General features: G+C 37.4%; 13 protein-coding genes. 5 read left to right on the top strand and 8 right to left on the bottom strand.

Annotated features, from left to right (window positions below; translation table 11 throughout):
* Positions 1–20 precede the first annotated feature (20 nt).
* The 5 genes from ACZZZK_RS19185 to ACZZZK_RS19165 all read right to left on the bottom strand — a co-directional run bounded on the left by ACZZZK_RS19185 (position 21) and on the right by ACZZZK_RS19165 (position 7297).
* Entirely contained in the window at positions 21–1706 is a 1686-nt protein-coding gene (locus ACZZZK_RS19185; protein ID WP_463485529.1) for a TonB-dependent receptor, read from the bottom strand.
* 66 nt (positions 1707–1772) lie between these two features.
* Positions 1773–3578 (bottom strand): hypothetical protein, encoded by a 1806-nt coding sequence (locus ACZZZK_RS19180; RefSeq protein WP_463485528.1) that lies wholly within the window; start codon positions 3576–3578, stop codon positions 1773–1775.
* A gap of 132 nt (positions 3579–3710) precedes the next feature.
* Positions 3711–4319, bottom strand: a complete 609-nt coding sequence (locus ACZZZK_RS19175) for a hypothetical protein (protein WP_463485527.1) — start codon at positions 4317–4319, stop codon at positions 3711–3713.
* Between the two features lie 88 nt (positions 4320–4407).
* Entirely contained in the window at positions 4408–6558 is a 2151-nt protein-coding gene (locus ACZZZK_RS19170) for a tetratricopeptide repeat-containing sensor histidine kinase (protein ID WP_463485526.1), read from the bottom strand.
* Positions 6559–6580: 22 nt separating this feature from the next.
* Positions 6581–7297, bottom strand: coding sequence for a LytR/AlgR family response regulator transcription factor (locus ACZZZK_RS19165; protein WP_463485525.1), 717 nt, complete (start codon positions 7295–7297; stop codon positions 6581–6583).
* Positions 7298–7418: 121 nt separating this feature from the next.
* On the opposite strand from ACZZZK_RS19165, the gene ACZZZK_RS19160 reads away from it, so the two are divergent.
* A complete protein-coding gene (locus ACZZZK_RS19160) occupies positions 7419–8486 on the top strand; it encodes a PA0069 family radical SAM protein (protein ID WP_463485524.1) in 1068 nt (355 codons plus the stop codon).
* Positions 8487–8522: 36 nt separating this feature from the next.
* The gene (locus ACZZZK_RS19155; protein ID WP_463485523.1) at positions 8523–9404 is read left to right on the top strand and encodes an ATP-grasp domain-containing protein; all 882 of its coding nucleotides are present in this window, start codon (positions 8523–8525) and stop codon (positions 9402–9404) included.
* Between the two features lie 52 nt (positions 9405–9456).
* Here the strand turns inward: ACZZZK_RS19155 and ACZZZK_RS19150 are convergent, their stop codons facing one another.
* Together ACZZZK_RS19150 and ACZZZK_RS19145 are read right to left on the bottom strand one after the other, a co-directional pair.
* Positions 9457–9984: a CAP domain-containing protein gene (locus tag ACZZZK_RS19150; RefSeq protein ID WP_463485522.1), complete on the bottom strand. Its 528-nt coding sequence runs from the start codon at positions 9982–9984 to the stop codon at positions 9457–9459.
* A 185-nt stretch (positions 9985–10169) separates the two neighbouring features.
* A complete protein-coding gene (locus ACZZZK_RS19145) occupies positions 10170–12722 on the bottom strand; it encodes an ATP-dependent Clp protease ATP-binding subunit (RefSeq protein WP_463485521.1) in 2553 nt (850 codons plus the stop codon).
* A gap of 718 nt (positions 12723–13440) precedes the next feature.
* Between ACZZZK_RS19145 and ACZZZK_RS19140 the strand changes: the two genes are divergently transcribed.
* The 3 genes from ACZZZK_RS19140 to ettA all read left to right on the top strand — a co-directional run bounded on the left by ACZZZK_RS19140 (position 13441) and on the right by ettA (position 17141).
* Positions 13441–13758, top strand: coding sequence for a hypothetical protein (locus tag ACZZZK_RS19140; RefSeq protein ID WP_463485520.1), 318 nt, complete (start codon positions 13441–13443; stop codon positions 13756–13758).
* Between the two features lie 52 nt (positions 13759–13810).
* A complete protein-coding gene (locus tag ACZZZK_RS19135; protein ID WP_463485519.1) occupies positions 13811–15334 on the top strand; it encodes a DUF4394 domain-containing protein in 1524 nt (507 codons plus the stop codon).
* 127 nt (positions 15335–15461) lie between these two features.
* Positions 15462–17141 carry an energy-dependent translational throttle protein EttA gene (gene ettA, locus ACZZZK_RS19130; RefSeq protein ID WP_056849417.1) on the top strand — a complete coding sequence of 560 codons (1680 nt, stop codon included), beginning with the start codon at positions 15462–15464 and terminating at the stop codon, positions 17139–17141.
* A gap of 45 nt (positions 17142–17186) precedes the next feature.
* Here the strand turns inward: ettA and ACZZZK_RS19125 are convergent, their stop codons facing one another.
* Positions 17187–17579: a hypothetical protein gene (locus ACZZZK_RS19125; RefSeq protein WP_463485518.1), complete on the bottom strand. Its 393-nt coding sequence runs from the start codon at positions 17577–17579 to the stop codon at positions 17187–17189.
* Between the last annotated feature and the right edge of the window lie 11 nt (positions 17580–17590).

Below are 17590 nucleotides of genomic sequence, written 5' to 3'. Positions count from 1 at the left end.
AATTGATCATAGCTTGAGTGTTAAAATGAGTGTACTAAACCAACATTTGTACGTAACTCATTAAATGTTGGCAGTGTAATATCTTTTGAATTACTTTTTAAATAGTTGAGCGAAATATTGGCAGCATCGCGTTTGCCCAAACGGTATGAACCATTTAAATTGGTATTAAAAACGGTTCCGGCATCCAAATCGTTATTTCGCTGAAGCTGATAACTTGCCGACAGGTTTAAGCCTACCTTACCTTTATCGATACTTTTGGACAAGCCCAAGGTTGGTCCATAAAAAATGGATTTACCAAAGGCAACATTTGCAATGGTATAATTAATATTGGCATTGGCACCAAAAGATTTTTTCGGTAAGCCAAACTGGTAGGAAAAATTAAGCGTTTTACTATCCGATTTGCTGTTTGGGGCAGTAAACTCATTAAGATCAACCAGCGATTGAATATTGGCAACCAAAATAAATCCGTGAGCTACCGCTTCGCGATTGATATTGTATCGAAAAACAGAGCTCAGATTATGGTTCGTTCTGGCAATTCGAAGTACATCCAAAACTGGGTTTAAGCCGCGATCTTGCGTAATACCAAAATTGGTATACCGTAAATCAATCCCGTAGGCAGGTTTATTGAAGGAGATATTGGCTGAACCGATTTTTCGGTTAGAGCGAAAAGACTTATCTCGCAACAGGTTATCGTTCTGCAAACCGAAACTACCGCCAACCTGCAATTGATTTTTAAATAATCTAAAGGCAGTTTCTACCGTATAATTTTGCACATCAGTTTCAAAGTAATAAGCACCCATACTTTTATAATCGGGATCAACTCTTCGATACTTCAGTTTTACACTATAAAAGTTTGCATTATAGCCTAAGCTGGTTTGTGCTGCTGTGAGTAATTGGGTAGACGAGTTAAGAGTCACTAATTTCTTTATAAAACTTATTCTATCTAGCTGAATATTTTCAACGGTATCCGAGAGCACATTTCTGGTGAAAATACTCCCTGAAAAATCCATATCAAAAACAAAGCGTTTTAAAAAACTGAACTTGGAGGAGAAACCCAATACCATATTTTCTGATGGTGTTAAAAGAATCGAAGTCGGCTTAATGGCTAATGAATTAATATCATCTTTACCATTTAAAAAGATAATATCAAAGTGGTTTCGGTCTGTTCCTAAGCCAAGTTTAACGCTGTAGGCAGTACGTTTATATGCAGGTTGTTGCGCTAAAGCTAAAGGCTGATTCAAATCTTCTTCAATGGCCTTGTTAAATCTGCCATAAATAAAACCGAAACGTAGTTTGCCTGGATTTAACTCAACTCCTCCACCCAAAAAATTATGCCCTGCCAAGGTAAATGGAGAAAACTCCAAACTGCGCCAACCTGCATGGACGGTTGCCCATTTATAGGTTGGGCTAATGCCGTATTGGTTAAATGGCTGGGTGTAGCTTCTCTGCTGATCGCTAACTACAACTGTAAAAGGAAAAGACACACCGTACAAAGAAAGTGATGGTGCGCCATTAAAAATATAAGAAAATGCTCTTTGCCTTGCTGGTATTCCGTTAACGTTATAGGTACCGAAACCCAATCCTATTGAGCCATTTATTGTGATGGGTTTTTGTTTACCGATGTTACCTATATCTTGGGCGCTAACGGCTAGGGAGCATATAAATACAAGCAAAAATCCTGCAATTAAAATTGATAAGCGTTTCATAATACATTGATTTTAAGGATGCGTTAAAAAAATCAGCAGGTGATGAACCTGCTGATAAAAGCGTTATCATTGTATTTTTCTGAAATCTTTATCGCTTAAATTGAGCTTTTGCATGGCCTGAAGCATAGGCGATTGATTTGGATTTATTGTACCTAGCGTCCCAATTGAACTAGGCGGGATAATTACTATCCTAACCTTATCTACCGCATAAGATTGGTGGGTGGCAAATGGGTTTCCATATGATATTCTTACCTTTGCATCGGTTGGATTGATGCGCAGATTGGATACATAAGTTACTGTATAGCCAGGTGTTTTTTCGGTATAGTTTAATTGTTGCCAGCTATAACTTCCACCACCTGAATTTTTGCGAATGTAAACCATTACTACACCATTTTTTGCCGATGTATAATTGGCCGCAGGGATGTTAAAAACAGTGGATGTATCATTCACGGCCACACCTTGTTTTCTTAAAACATAATTATCAACTTGTAAAACCCAGCTAAATGCTACATTATCGGCAGTTTCCAATGCAATTACATTCGCATTTCCGTCATTCCCTTTTAGCGATGTTCCAGAGCCCCAAACACCATTATTTTTCGGACCATAAATGGTATAGGTACTAATGTCGATATAGAAATCGCCGGTCAATCCTACTCCTCCATTTGGTGCACCAACGCCATTAAGAATGGTGCTACCGTTAGTGCCATTAGTACCGTTTGCACCCCTTAATGAAATACCAGCACCCCAACCTGCTGCCGTTTTTGGTCCGTAAAGCATTACCGTAAACCTACCAATAAAGTAATCGCCTATTTTGCCTAATACAGGATCAGGAAAATAATCTCCACCGTAAATAACTGTTCCATCTGCTCCAGCCGGACCTGTTGGACCTTGCGCACCATCGGCACCTCTTAGCAATATTGGAATTCCCCATCCGTCAGCATTTTTTGGCCCGTATAGTAAATAACTTCTTTTATCCAGATAGTAATCACCGTTCGCCCCAATTGTAGAATCGGGAGGTGTTATACCGCTATAGGTCACACTGCCATTCGTTCCATTGGTTCCATTTGTACCGTTAGCTCCGTTTGTGCCATTGGCTCCATTTGTACCATTTGTGCCGTTCGTACCTCTTAAAACGAGTGGCGTTCCCCATCCAGCAACCGTTTTTGGTCCATATAAATTCCCCGTATTTTTATCAAGATAATAGTCTCCATTAACACCAATTGTTACAACCGGCGTTCCTGAACCACTATAAATAATACTACCGTCTTTACCTGCAGCACCAGTTGGGCCTTGTGCACCATCTGCACCTCTTAATAAAATTGGAATTCCCCAACCGATAGCAGCAGTTTTGGGTCCGTAAAGTAAGAAGTTAGTTTTATCGAGATAGAAATCGCCATTGGTACCCAAAGCAGCTGCAGGTGAACCTGTTCCACTTAAAGTTGTACTTCCATTTGTGCCATTAGTACCGTTTGTCCCGTTCGTGCCATTAGTTCCGTTAGTTCCTGATGAGCCAGTTGCACCCGTGGCACCGGTAGCACCAGTTGCGCCGGTAGCACCGGTAGCACCGGTGGCTCCTGTAGCACCCATCAAAGTTAATGGTGAGCCCCAACCTGTGGCAAGTTTTGGTCCGTATAATTGGGCATTTGTAATATTTAAATAGTAATCACCCGGTTTACCAACAGCGATCGACGGCGCAGTATTTCCACTGTAGATGATGCTTCCATCTGCACCTGCTGCACCAACCGCCCCAACTGGGCCGGCTGGGCCAATTGGTCCTGCCGGACCTTCTGGTCCAGTTAAACCATCTTTGGTACAAGAACTAATTATCGCTGTAAGTAAAAAAATTAAGCCGAATAGGTAACTTTTTTTCATAATAGTAGAGTTAAGATTGTCTGTTTAGAGATTACTTATTGAAGATAACTGTAGATCAGGCCATCACTATTTTATTATCGACGAACGTATCGGTATAATCGGCAAAGGAATCACCAAAGCATTTTGGATTTTTTAAAACGCCGGATCCATTGAATTTGGCCGATAAATCACCTTGAATTTCCCTTCTGTAAACTTTACGCTTCGCTCGGGGTTGGTTTCGTAAACGGCATACATTGTTGGTGAAAATGTTCCCTCAATAACATAAGCTTCTTTGTTGGATTTATCTATTTTGGTAATTTGAACAGTATTTTCCTGAATTGGAACCTCTGGCGTAACGCTAGCCAATTCCTTATCAGAACTTTTTGCCTCAGGAAAATAAAATACCCCGCTCAACATTCCATTATCATTTCTGGTTGACGGATAATTGCCTACCGCTAATTCTTTAGCAGAGTGAAAAGATACATCAACCCTCGAGCCGTCTTCGGCTTCGGCATAAATAGAAAATTGATGTCCCAATTGTTTATAGCTCACATTGTATTCCTTAAATTCTTTTGAGGGAAATGCTTCCCACAATTTTCCCTTTATTTTCACAGAAAAGTATTCATCAGCTTGTTTAATCTCTGATTGGGCAGGTGATGAATCTGATTTGGTTTGGGTAGAATTGCAGGAAATGCATACAGAAAGCGTTAGCAACCAGAAGCACGAGCAAATGGTTTTCTTAACATTTAGATTAATTTTCATTTCGGTTTATTTAGCACATAAACCTATTTATATCAGTGAAAATTTGGTTATTAAAATCTATAAAGGGATATAAATAATCGTTAAACAGCTATTGGAAGGTAATCGAAACTTCGGTGATTTTTGGAGTGCTCACAATGCCCACTTTTGCATTAAGTTTTAGGCTGAGTTCTCTCACAATTAACAGGCCATAACCTGATGATTTACTGCCAACGTCATTTTGATTTAATAATTCAGCTATTTTAGTTAGCGGTATCTCATCGCCGTTATTGCTTATGGATAAATATTTTTTCCCTTCGCCATCAAAGCCTGCATTTAAACCAATATTGCCATTTTGATGAGAATGATTGATGGCGTTTTGTAATAGATTACGAATAATAATGATCAGAAAGTTTTCATCACTTTCAATAGTTCCAAATCGTGTTTTGGCTATTTCCAGAGTTAAATTCTTTGCATCAGCTTGGCTCGTCATCAAAGCAATAGATTGTTCGAAAAGTAAGGTTATGTCTATAGCATCAATTTCAAGCTGGAAATTTTCCATTTGGCTCTTAGACCATAACAGTAAATCTTCCATGGTAGCTAACAAATTTTTAGAAGATTGCATCAATTTTTCTTGATTTTTTTCCTTCTCGTCTATTGAAATATTAACTGTGATTTGTTGCAACCTTAAAAAGGTAAAAAGTTGACTTACAGGACTTCTTAAATCATGAGAGATAATACTGAAGAGCTTCGTTTTCGTTTGATTTGCTTGATCCAATTGGTTGTTGATGATATCCAACTGTTGATTTTTCTTATCTAAAAGCAAATTAGCCTTTTTCTTATTTATATAAATCCGATAAAAAAGTATGGAAATGAGCAATGCCAGAAAAACACAAATGATAAGAATAGTTTGATATTGCCTTTGCTGCTTAATTTCTTTATTTTGCGCATCGCTTTGCGCATTCAAAAATTTAATCCTTTGCTCTTTTTCGGCATTTTTATATTTGAATTCAATTGCATTAATACCTTCTCTACTTTTCGCAAAGTATATACTATCGCGAATTAAATTGTATTTATTAAAAAATTGATAGGCTTTTTGATGATTATTTAACTGCTGATAATTCTGTGCCAACTTGAGTAATATTCCGGCAAAAATATCCTTATTAAAATTGTAAGAGTTTGGCAAAGCCTGCTCTAAATAATAGACTGATTTGGCATGTTTTTTCTGTTCGTATAATAGATGGCCCATTAAGGTTGTTGCCAGTAAAATAGTTTCCTTACTTTCAGAAGTGATGGCCAGGCTATAAGCATCCATTGTATACTTATTTGCTAAATTCATTTCCTTCTTTTTGAGGTGATATTCACCAAAGAGCCGATTTGCAGCACTTAGAGGTGCAGTTTCATAAAAATAATCTTTCACCATAGCCTTATATACCTTTCGATAATAAAACATGGCGCTATCGGTTTTATCAATATTTAAATAGGCTTTCTCCAAGTTGATGGACATACGCACTCTGCCGCCTGTATATTGCGCAAAATAGGGTTCTGATCTTTTTAAATAATTTATGGCACTTTGATTTTGATTCAAGTCTAAATATAAACTCCCCAAATTTGAGAGGGCTAAACCTAAATCAATTTGAGATTTATGATCCTTTTTCTTTTGATAGAAATATTCTTTAGTTGATAACGAATTCAAAGATGTTTCAATAGCTTGTTCGTAATCGCCATTGTATAAATAGTATTCGCTCAAGGCCGATAACAATTCATCTTTGATAGCAATATCTTTAACTGTAGTCTGCAACTCTATTAACCGTTTATTATAGCGATTCATTTCAGCAAATCTTCCTGTATAACGATACAGATAATTAATTTGCCGTATGGCGGCAACCTCATTTCCAATATCATTTCCCCTTTGTGCACTACCAATACTCTTCTTTAGATAGAAAAAAGCGCTATCGTAATTGAGCTGAATTTTATAGGTTAATCCTGTTAAATATTCCAGTCGATACAAATTCTTAAAATCGCTACGTTGAGTAGCATTCAAACCGCGTTTACAAACCTTTATTAAATCAGAAAAGTCGATAAATTTGCCGCTGGCGGAAATATAATTGAAAAGGGAATAACAGTACTGATTATATGCTTCTGCTTTTTTCCTCGCTACTTTATATTTTTGGAAATTTGGTTCAGGAGGTTTCTGAGCGAATATGCTTTGCCATAAAATTGACAAAACGATCAATAAAAAGAAACGATAGTACCTAAACATATTGATTATGAACCTTAAAACTTCATAAACGTAGCGATAATTCTAATTTGGTATTTTTGTAATAGGTTTTCCCAATGGGTAATATTTTGCCCGCTATACAAACTTCTTTGTGCCCGATGGTGCTTATCTTATCTTTAAGCACTGCGTAACTTCTATGGATCCTCATAAATTTACCAGAAGGCAATGAATCGATAAACCTCGTTAAGGTGGCAAGTGTTAAATGAACCTTAGTTTCTGTTACAATTTTAGTATAATCGCCAAAAGCTTCTAAATATAAAATGTCGTTAACATTTACACTTTTTGTGGTTATACCATCTTTAAAAACAACATTTTCCCTTTCGAATAGTACATCATAGGCTTCAGCCTTATTTTTAAGTTGTTTAAAATCCAACAATCTTTTTACTGTATTTTCAAAACGATCGCTCTCTAATGGCTTTAAAATGTAATCAAAAACTTTAAGTTGAAAACCCTCTAAAGCATATTCTGGATGGGAAGAAATGATGATATTTATGGTATTGAAATTCTTGATAGTTCTGATAAAATCCAAGCCATTAATCTCTGGCATATCTATATCAATAAATAAAATATCGGGCTTAAGATGGAAAGTATTCAAAGCTTCAATGCAGTTGCCAAAACTACCAGTAAGCTGTAAACCTGCTGAATTATTGATTTCATTCTCAACCGATTGCCGATCTAGATCGCAATCATCTATAACAATGCATGACAAAGGAGCGTTCATTTATGCAGGATTTTGGTAGCCTAAACTTAACAAAAATAATACATTTATCTATCAGGTGAAATTAAATAAAAATTATCAACACCGACATCTGTTTGCTAAAAAAATTAGTAATTTTATTCTAATGATTAGCGAAGAAGAGAAAACATATTTTAAAGGAAGAGGTGCACAAGTTAATCCTCATAACAAATTCTTAAAAGATGTTTATGTAAAGGAACACGATGAAGGCATTGATGATTGGGAAGAATCCGATCGAAAAACATCCTTTATTTTTGAAAATTCAAAATCTATTGTCAACAAAGTGGATAGTCCAGATGTTGGAATGGCTTATTCCTTAAATCCATATCAGGGTTGCGAACATGGTTGCACCTATTGTTATGCCCGCAATTCACATCAATATTGGGGATACAGCGCTGGGCTGGAGTTCGAAAGGAAAATTATTGTAAAAAAGGATGCTCCCTTACTTTTCAAAAAGTTTCTGGAGAAAAAAGGATGGGATGCTGCTACCATCTCCTTATCAGGAAATACCGATTGCTATCAGCCCGCCGAAAGGAAGTTTAAACTGACCAGGCAATTGCTAGAAATTGCTTTAGAATATAAACAACCTATCGGGATGATAACCAAAAATTCGCTGATTCTTCGCGACAGTGACATTTTGCAAGAAATGGCAAAACTCAATTTATGCATGGTCTATGTATCCATCAACAGCTTGAACGAAGATTTGCGACAAGTGATGGAGCCGAGAACAACCACTTCAAAACAACGACTAAAAATTGTAGAAGAGTTAAGCAAAGCTGGAATACCAATGGGCGTAATGGTGGCCCCGCTTGTACCGGGTTTGAGCGACCACGAAATCCCTACGATATTAAAAGCAGTTGCAAATGCTGGAGCTATAAAATCAGGATATACCATAGTACGGCTAAACGGGGCTATTGGCCAAATTTTTGAAGATTGGTTAAGGAAAAATTTTCCTGATCGGTTTGATAAGGTTTGGCACATGATTCAAAGTTGCCATGGCGGAACGGTAAACGACAGTCGTTTTGGCGACAGAATGCGTGGAGAGGGAAATATAGCAAAGATGATCAGCGATAGTTTTAGATTGCATGCCAGACTGAACGGCTTGAATAAAAAGGAAATTATCTTAAACCATTCACTTTTTAAAGTGCCTAACGATCAAATGTCACTCTTTTAATTTGTTTGTTTAAATGATAAAACATAGTTTTAAACCATGAATATTGCATTAGTGACTTATTTAGATCAGGGGAAATATGATTCAGATACCGTTGAAAGCGAAGATGATAGACTCTTAGACTTTCTGCAGGCGAAAGGATTAAACATTCAAAAAGTAATATGGAATGATCCAAATACCAACTGGGAAAATTATCAACTTGCCATTTTAAAATCGCCGTGGGATTATTTTGATTTAATTGAGCAGTTTCACCAGTGGCTCAGCCTGCTCGAAGATAAAAAAGTAAAACTGCTCAATCCAATTGATGTGGTGAGGTGGAATACCCATAAACACTACTTAAAGGAAATTCAGCAAGCTGGGTTAAAGATTACACCAAGCATTTTTCTTGAAAGAGATGAAAAAATTGACTTCAATATATTTTTCAAAAAGTTCCAAACCAAAAAACTGATTGTAAAACCCTGTGTAAGCGGCGGCGCCAAAAATACCTTCAAGGTTACTGCAACGAATGTAAAAGAAATTGAAGAGAAGTTAACAGATTTGATCAAAACAGAAGACTTTATTATTCAGCCTTTTCTGCCAGAAATTTTGGAGAGCGGCGAATGGTCTTTCATTTTTTTTAACGGCGTCTACAGTCACGCTCTAATTAAGCAAGCCAAACGTGGAGATTTTAGGGTTCAGCCGGCACACGGCGGTTCAGTACATCCTCAAAATCCCGATCAAAAATTAATTGAAACCGCAGCCAGATACGTTCGCCAATTTGCAAAAAATTGTCTTTATGCCAGAGTGGATGGTGTTTTCGTAGATGGTGATTTTTTATTGATGGAACTGGAATTAATTGAGCCGTTTCTTTTTCTAAATAACGATCAACAAAATTATGAGCGCTATTATAAAGCATTAACTGAACTAACAGAAGATTTATAATGGAATAATTATCCTCGAATCAATATCCACGAAGTTGATACGTTTTGGCTGGTTACATTTTTGCTGCAAACACCTGGGTCCAGAAAGTTCCCGATCTGGCAGCTCCCATCTCTTTGAAATTTGCATTCATCATGTTTTTGCAATGTCCCTCACTTTTCAGCCAGTCGTTAAAAACCTGTATCTCGGTAGTTTGACCTGAGGCTATATTTTCTCCAACGACTTTCCAAATATAACCTGTGGCCGTTACCCGATTGCCAACGCTAGTTCCATCTGCAGATTCGTGCTGCATTTTATTGATAGACAGCATGTATTTGCTTTGCGTAATCGCAGCCAGCGTCAAATTAGCATTCCATGTTACACCAGCAACGGGTGGCATTTTTGTAGTGCCACAATTGCAACCCGCCAAGCGTGTATCATTTACTAATTTCAACATTAAATCATTGTTTAAGTTAGTCTGGGCAGCACTTTCCGTTTTCGCTTGAGGTGTCTGATTTTCATCATTAGCAATATTGATGTTTTTCTTACAGGATGTAGCCAGGCAAATCATTGCTAAACACATCATCGGGACAAATGATTTCATTAGATAGGATTGATTTCTGAGCGAAATATACAGCGAAATCAAACAACAAAAAATTTAAATTTTCAATATTTTATTGCCATTCAACCTATTCAAAGCATTATCGATGCATTTTGTAATCCTACAAATACAGTACTCAAAAAACTTTGTAAAACAAAAAACTCCCAATTTTCATTGGGAGTTTCATTTTATTTACTTGAAGAATCTTCTTCTTTTTTAGGCTCTTCTTTTTTCGCTTCGCCTTTTTTGTGATTGACTGAAATCAATTCTGTTTCCTTATCGTAATCGATTTCTAAAACATCGCCTTCAGTTAATTCACCTTTAAGAATTTCTTCTGCAATTGGATCTTCTAAATACTTCTGAATGGCACGTTTTAATGGACGTGCGCCAAAATTACTGTCGAAGCCTTTATCTGCAATATAGTCCTTCGCATTTTCAGTTAGTGCAATTTCGTAACCTAAAGTATGTACACGACCGAATAAAGCTTTTAATTCAATATCAATGATTCTGAAAATTTCATCTTTACCTAAGCTATTGAATACCACTACATCATCAACACGATTTAAAAACTCAGGAGCAAAAGCACGTTTCAATGCACTTTCAATTACACCGCGGCTGTGGGAATCGGCCTGATTGGTTTTAGCAGAAGTAGAAAAACCAACACCTTGACCAAAATCTTTTAGCTGACGGGCACCAATGTTTGATGTCATAATGATGATTGTATTTCTAAAATCAACTTTTCTACCTAAACTATCGGTTAATTGTCCTTCATCTAAAACCTGTAATAAAATATTGAATACATCTGGGTGCGCTTTTTCAATCTCATCCAATAAGATTACAGCATAAGGTTTTCTTCTAACTTTTTCAGTTAACTGGCCACCTTCTTCGTAACCTACGTATCCTGGAGGCGCTCCCACCAAACGTGATACCGCAAATTTCTCCATGTATTCACTCATATCAATTTGAATTAGTGAATCATCACTATCAAACATGAAACGAGCCAACTCTTTTGCTAATTCTGTTTTACCAACACCTGTAGGGCCTAAGAAGATAAATGAACCGATTGGTTTTTTAGGATCTTTCAATCCAGCTCTTGTACGTTGGATGGCTTTAGTCAATTTCTTAATTGCATCATCCTGACCAATAATTTTTTCGGCCACTTTATCGTACATGTTCAATAGCTTCTGGCTATCAGTTTGCCCAACACGTTGCACCGGAATACCAGTCATCATTGCAACCACTTCCGCTACGTTATCTTCCGATACTTCGTAACGTTTAGTTTTAGTTTCCGCTTCCCACTCCGCTTTAGCTTTATCTAATTCTTCAATTAAATTCTTCTCTGTATCCCGAAGTTTAGCAGCTTCTTCATATTTCTGACTGCGAACAACTTTATTTTTCTCTAACTTAATATCTTCGATTTTAGCCTCGATATCAATAATGTTTTGCGGAACATGAATGTTCGTCAAGTGAACTCTCGAACCTGCTTCATCTAAAGCATCAATCGCTTTATCTGGCAAGAAACGGTCAGAAATATAACGAGAAGTTAAAGTTACACAGGCCTGAATCGCTTCATCAGTGTAAGTTACACCATGGTGCTCTTCGTACTTATCTTTAATTCGGGTTAAAATTTCAACAGTTTCGTCTGGCGTAGCCGGTTCAACCATCACTTTTTGGAAACGACGATCTAAAGCACCATCTTTTTCAATATACTGACGGTATTCGTCTAAAGTAGTTGCACCAATACATTGAATTTCTCCCCTTGCCAAAGCCGGTTTAAACATGTTCGAAGCATCAAGAGAACCCGATGCGCCACCTGCTCCAACAATGGTGTGAATTTCATCAATAAATAAAATTACATCAGTAGATTTTTCAAGCTCGTTCATTACGGCTTTCATACGCTCCTCAAACTGTCCACGGTATTTTGTACCGGCCACTAGTGATGCTAAATCCAATGTAACTACACGCTTGCCAAACAGCACACGCGAAACTTTGCGTTGAACAATACGTAAGGCTAAACCTTCAGCAATTGCCGATTTACCTACTCCAGGCTCTCCAATCAAAATTGGATTGTTCTTTTTTCTACGAGACAAAATCTGCGATACACGCTCGATTTCTTTCTCACGGCCAACGATCGGATCTAAACGACCTTCTTCCGCAGCCTTTGTTAAATCACGACCGAAGTTATCTAAAACCGGAGTTTTTGATTTAATATCCGAAACCTTTTTAGGTGTACTAAAGCTCTCTTCCTCACGATAATCATCATCGCCACCAGTTGATGCGCTGTTTGAAATATCGTCTCTGAAACCATTTTTATTCACTTCAACCTCCTGTTTAAAAACATCATAAGTAACACCATATTGTAGTAGAATTTGCGAGGCGATGTTATCATCATCCCTTAAAACCGACAACAATAAATGTTCAGTACCAATTAAATCGCTTTTAAATATTTTAGCTTCTAAGTAAGTAATTTTTAAAACTTTTTCTGCCTGTTTAGTTAACGGAATATTACCCAAGTTAACTGTAACACTCGAAGTGCCGCGAACAGCATCTTCAATTGAGCGGCGCAATTTACCGGTATCAACTCCTAACGATCGTAAAATTTTTATGGCCATGCCATCGCCTTCGCGAATCAGGCCTAATAATAAATGCTCGGTTCCAATGTAATCATGCCCTAAACGGAGCGCTTCCTCCCTACTAAAAGAGATTACATCTTTAACCTGTGGTGAAAATTTTGCTTCCATAATACCTTTCTTAACAGCTACGTCCCTAAACTATAAAATATATTATAAAAAGAGTACCTGCTGTTTTCTTTATTTTATCAACAATTGCGCCATCAAGGTGGAGAAACAGGCTTTTGTAACCTTAATCTTCCAGAAATCAACGTAAGAATTTCGTTAAGATAATATTAAATTACTTTATATATATCTACGTAATAAGTGTTTTATAAGTTTTAAGGCAGATTTTTAGTACTAACCTTAATGCCGCTTTAAATATTGTCGGTTTTTTGTAAGGAAATTCACACCAACTCATACTGACAAATTGTAACCTTTTACATAAGCAATTTACAAGTTTTGACAGTAAATAAAAAGATATTGACATCATTTATCAACTAAACTACAAAACTTAATGGCGGGCAAATAAAGATTCTGCTTAATCACTAATGAATTAACCTTTTACAAATGATTTTGTTTTCTGGAAAAGGCAGGCCGTTAGCTGCTGTTTGGGCAAGCCCCGCTAACACTACAAGTCCGTTTGTGTAGAAAAAACACAATCCGGGCTTTCCGCTAATATCGGGTTTAATTAACAAATAAAATACATCTATCAACGTAGACTATTCAAGGGGCAGAACGAATTTTCTGCGGTTTGAAAAGCCATCGCATCAGTAGTCAAAAATAATTTATTCCAAAAAAATCTAAGCCCAAATAACTAACGTATATGTAACTGATTTTGACAATTAATATGGCACCTCGCTACCAACGGTTTTTTATTATACTTTTTTTGCTGCTTGCTTTTGCCGGCAGAATAGTGGTATATGCAATTCCGGTTACGCAGGTAGCCAAAGAAGTGATCAAGAAAAATTCGACTGATGAAACTGATAAGTCATCTTCAGAAAAACAAAACCAACTGGAAGAAAAAGTGAAACTAACAGATCTTGATTTGAACAATATTCTAAATTTTGAATTTTCCAATCTCAACAGTGCAAATCAGCTTTCATTCTCCGGCAATTTCATTTTAGCTTATTGCCATCTTCAGGTACCTGAACAACCCCCGAAATAGTAGCCTACCTAGCTCCTATTTTTTCAATTAAATAATTACTAAAACTACAATCATGATGAAATCTAGACATTTCTTCATAATGGCACTTTTTGCCCTTATGACCCCAATTTTATTTTCTGCCTGCAAAAAAGACAGAAATAATCCGATGGAAACACTTGTTCCGGGCCCGGATTTAAATTTTTACGCCTTAACATCCGACAGCAAATTGTTGATGATCAACGCTAAAAACCCTTCTTCTGCAACGTCGACAGTAAGCATTTCTGGCTTACAACAAGGTGAAACGCTTTTAGGGATAGATTTCCGCCCTGCTACCGGACAGCTTTATGGCATTGGCAGCACTAGCCGCTTATATGTTATCGATCAGAAAACAGGTGCAGCAAGATCCATTTCTGCCGCCCCTTTTACTACATTATTATCTGGTACATCAGTAGGTTTCGATTTCAATCCAACGGTAGATCGTATTCGTGTGGTAACCAATAATGGTCAAAACCTTCGTTTAAACCCAGAAACGGGTACAGTAATGATTGTAGATGGCGCCATCAACGGTGTTACAAATGCAAAAGTTACTTCGGTAGCTTATACACAAAATAAAGCCGGTGCCACAGCAACCGTTCTTTTTGATATTGATGCAGCTACGGATAAACTTTATAAACAAGATCCACCGAATGATGGAAAACTAGTTGAAGTTGGAAGCTTAGGTTTCGATGTTGAAGAAGCTGGTGGTTTCGATATTAATCCTGATGGAACTGTGGCTATTGCAGCACTATCGGTTGCAGGAACTTCATCTCTTTTCACTATTGATACCAATACTGGTAAAGCATCAAAAATTGGAAACCTTCCTGCAAATATTACAGGTTTAGCTATTCCAACTGAGCCTGTTGCTTATGCAGTTTCTAACAATAATGAGTTATTAATTTTCAATCCAATGGCTGCAACACCAACAGTTGCGGTTAAAACGATTGCTGGCATTCAAACTGGCGAACAAATTTTAGGTATAGATTTCCGTCCATTAAACGGACAACTGTATGCTTTAGGCAGCAGCAGCAGAATCTATACCATTAACACTTCTTCTGGCGCAGCTACATCTGTAGGTACAACTCCATTTAGCACTTTGTTAAGTGGCACACAATTCGGCTTCGATTTCAATCCAACTGTCGATCGCATCAGGATTGTAAGTAATGCTGGCCAGAACTTAAGGTTCAACCCATTGGATGGAAGTGTAATTGTAGATGGAACGTTAAATCCAGCAACTACCGGAATCACTGGTGCAGCTTATACCAATAACTTTTTTGGCGCAACTACAACAGTTTTATTTGATATTGATTCAAATAGCGATAAGTTGGTAAAACAAGATAATCCAAACGGTGGATTGTTGGTTGACGTAGGTGCTTTAGGTGTTAATGTTGAGGCAAGCAACGGCTTTGATATCGGCGGCACTAGTGGCTTAGCTTATGGTTTATTTACTGTGGGTACAACTCAGAGAGTTTACAGCGTAAACTTAACTACTGGAGCAGCTACTGCTGGTGCAACAGTAACTAATGCTTCTAGAGGTTTTGCTTTAGGCTTAGGTTTTTAATTACTATATTTTATTGATGAATGGCTGCAGTATAATTACTGCGGTCATTTTTTTTGGCATACTAATTCTGGCTATCACTTAGATTTTTGTTTCAAAATAAGCATCTTTGCAGAAATAAAATTCCATTATGTCTGACGAAAAAATAATCTTTTCAATGGCTGGAGTGAGTAAAATCTATCCACCACAAAAACAGGTTTTAAAAAATATTTACTTATCATTTTTCTACGGTGCTAAAATTGGCGTTGTTGGTTTAAACGGTTCTGGTAAATCATCTTTACTAAAAATAATTGCCGGCTTAGATAAATCCATACAGGGCGAAGTAGTGTTTTCGCCAGGTTACTCTGTAGGTTATCTTGCGCAGGAACCAATTCTTGATCCTGAGAAAACAGTACGGGAAGTGGTTGAAGAAGGTGTTGCCGAAGTAACTGCTATTTTAAAAGAATACGAAGAAGTAAATGAAGCTTTCGGCTTGGAAGAAAATTATTCTGACGCCGATAAGATGGATAAATTAATGGCTCGCCAGGGCGAACTACAAGATAAAATCGATGCTTTAGGTGCCTGGGAGATTGATTCGAGATTAGAAAGAGCAATGGATGCTTTGCGCTGCCCTGATCCGGAAACTAAAATTGGCGTACTTTCAGGTGGTGAACGCCGCCGCGTGGCCATGTGCCGCTTGTTGCTTCAAAAACCCGATGTTTTATTATTGGATGAGCCAACTAACCACTTGGATGCAGAAAGTATCGATTGGTTAGAGCAATTCTTACAAAACTACGAAGGAACCGTTATCGCCGTAACCCACGATAGGTATTTCTTAGACAATGTAGCCGGATGGATTTTGGAGCTGGATCGCGGTGAAGGTATTCCCTGGAAAGGCAATTATTCCTCATGGCTAGATCAGAAGGCCAAACGTTTGGCACAAGAAGATAAAACAGAAAGTAAACGTCAAAAAGCTTTGGAGCGTGAATTGGAATGGGTACGCATGGCACCAAAAGCCCGTCATGCAAAATCTAAGGCTCGTTTAGCAAATTACGACAAGCTGGCATCTGAGGATGGAAAAGAAAGAGAAGATAAATTGGAGCTTTTTATCCCTGCGGGTCCTCGCTTGGGGAACGTGGTAATCGAAGCAACGAATGTAACTAAAGCTTATGGCGATAAAGTTTTGTTTGATAACTTAAACTTTTCGTTGCCACCGGCCGGTATTGTCGGCATTATTGGTCCAAATGGTGCAGGTAAAACAACTTTATTCCGCTTAATTACCGGACAGGAAGAACCAGATAATGGAACCTTCCGTGTGGGTGAAACTGTCGAGCTGGGTTATGTAGATCAAATGCATAATGATTTGGATGCAGATAAAACCGTTTACGAAAACATTACTGATGGTTTGGATAACATTCAATTGGGAACCAAAGCAGTAAATGGCCGTGCTTATGTTTCTAAATTCAACTTCAACGGGGGCGATCAACAGAAAAAAGTAGGTATTTTATCGGGTGGAGAACGTAATCGAGTTCACTTGGCTATCACTTTAAAGAAAGGTGCAAACGTACTTTTGCTCGATGAGCCGACGAATGATATTGATGTGAACACTTTACGGGCATTAGAAGAAGCTTTAGAAAACTTCGGTGGTTGTGCCGTGGTTATTAGTCACGATAGGTGGTTTTTAGACAGGATTTGTACACACATTTTAGCTTTTGAAGGCAATTCTGAAGTTTATTTCTTCGAAGGAAATTATTCTGATTACGAGGAAAATAGAAAGAAACGCTTGGGAGATGTAGCTCCGAAACGAATTAGATATAAAAAACTAAACTAGTAACAAAAAGTCCCGAGTAAAATCGGGACTTCTTGTTTTATCAATTTAATGTGAACTTGTAATAAACGGACCATTCGGTTGCTGACTTTCTTTAGCTTTTCGCTTTCCTCTAAAAAAGAAATAAAGATTAAGAAACAGCATAATTCCCAGGTAAATAGAAAATCCTCCGATTTTAGAACTTAGGGCTTCAACTAAATCCTGGTAGCTATTAGAATAGATAGTTATTTTCATGATTAAAAGCGCAAAACCAACATTCAATAAATAAAATCCTGTTTCGAAAAGTTTATTTGTTGCATTTGCAATCTCCTCTCTTCCTTTAAAAATATCGAGCATGTAAATCTTACTATTTTTAAATAATGTTTTTGAAACATAAAAAGTTAAGAAAAGTGCTACTGGTAAATAGACAGCATAACCGATTAAAATTTTGGTAGTTTCCATGACTAAATTTT

This window comes from Pedobacter sp. AC163 (assembly GCF_979258665.1).
This window is presented reverse-complemented; position numbering and strand designations above follow the sequence as displayed.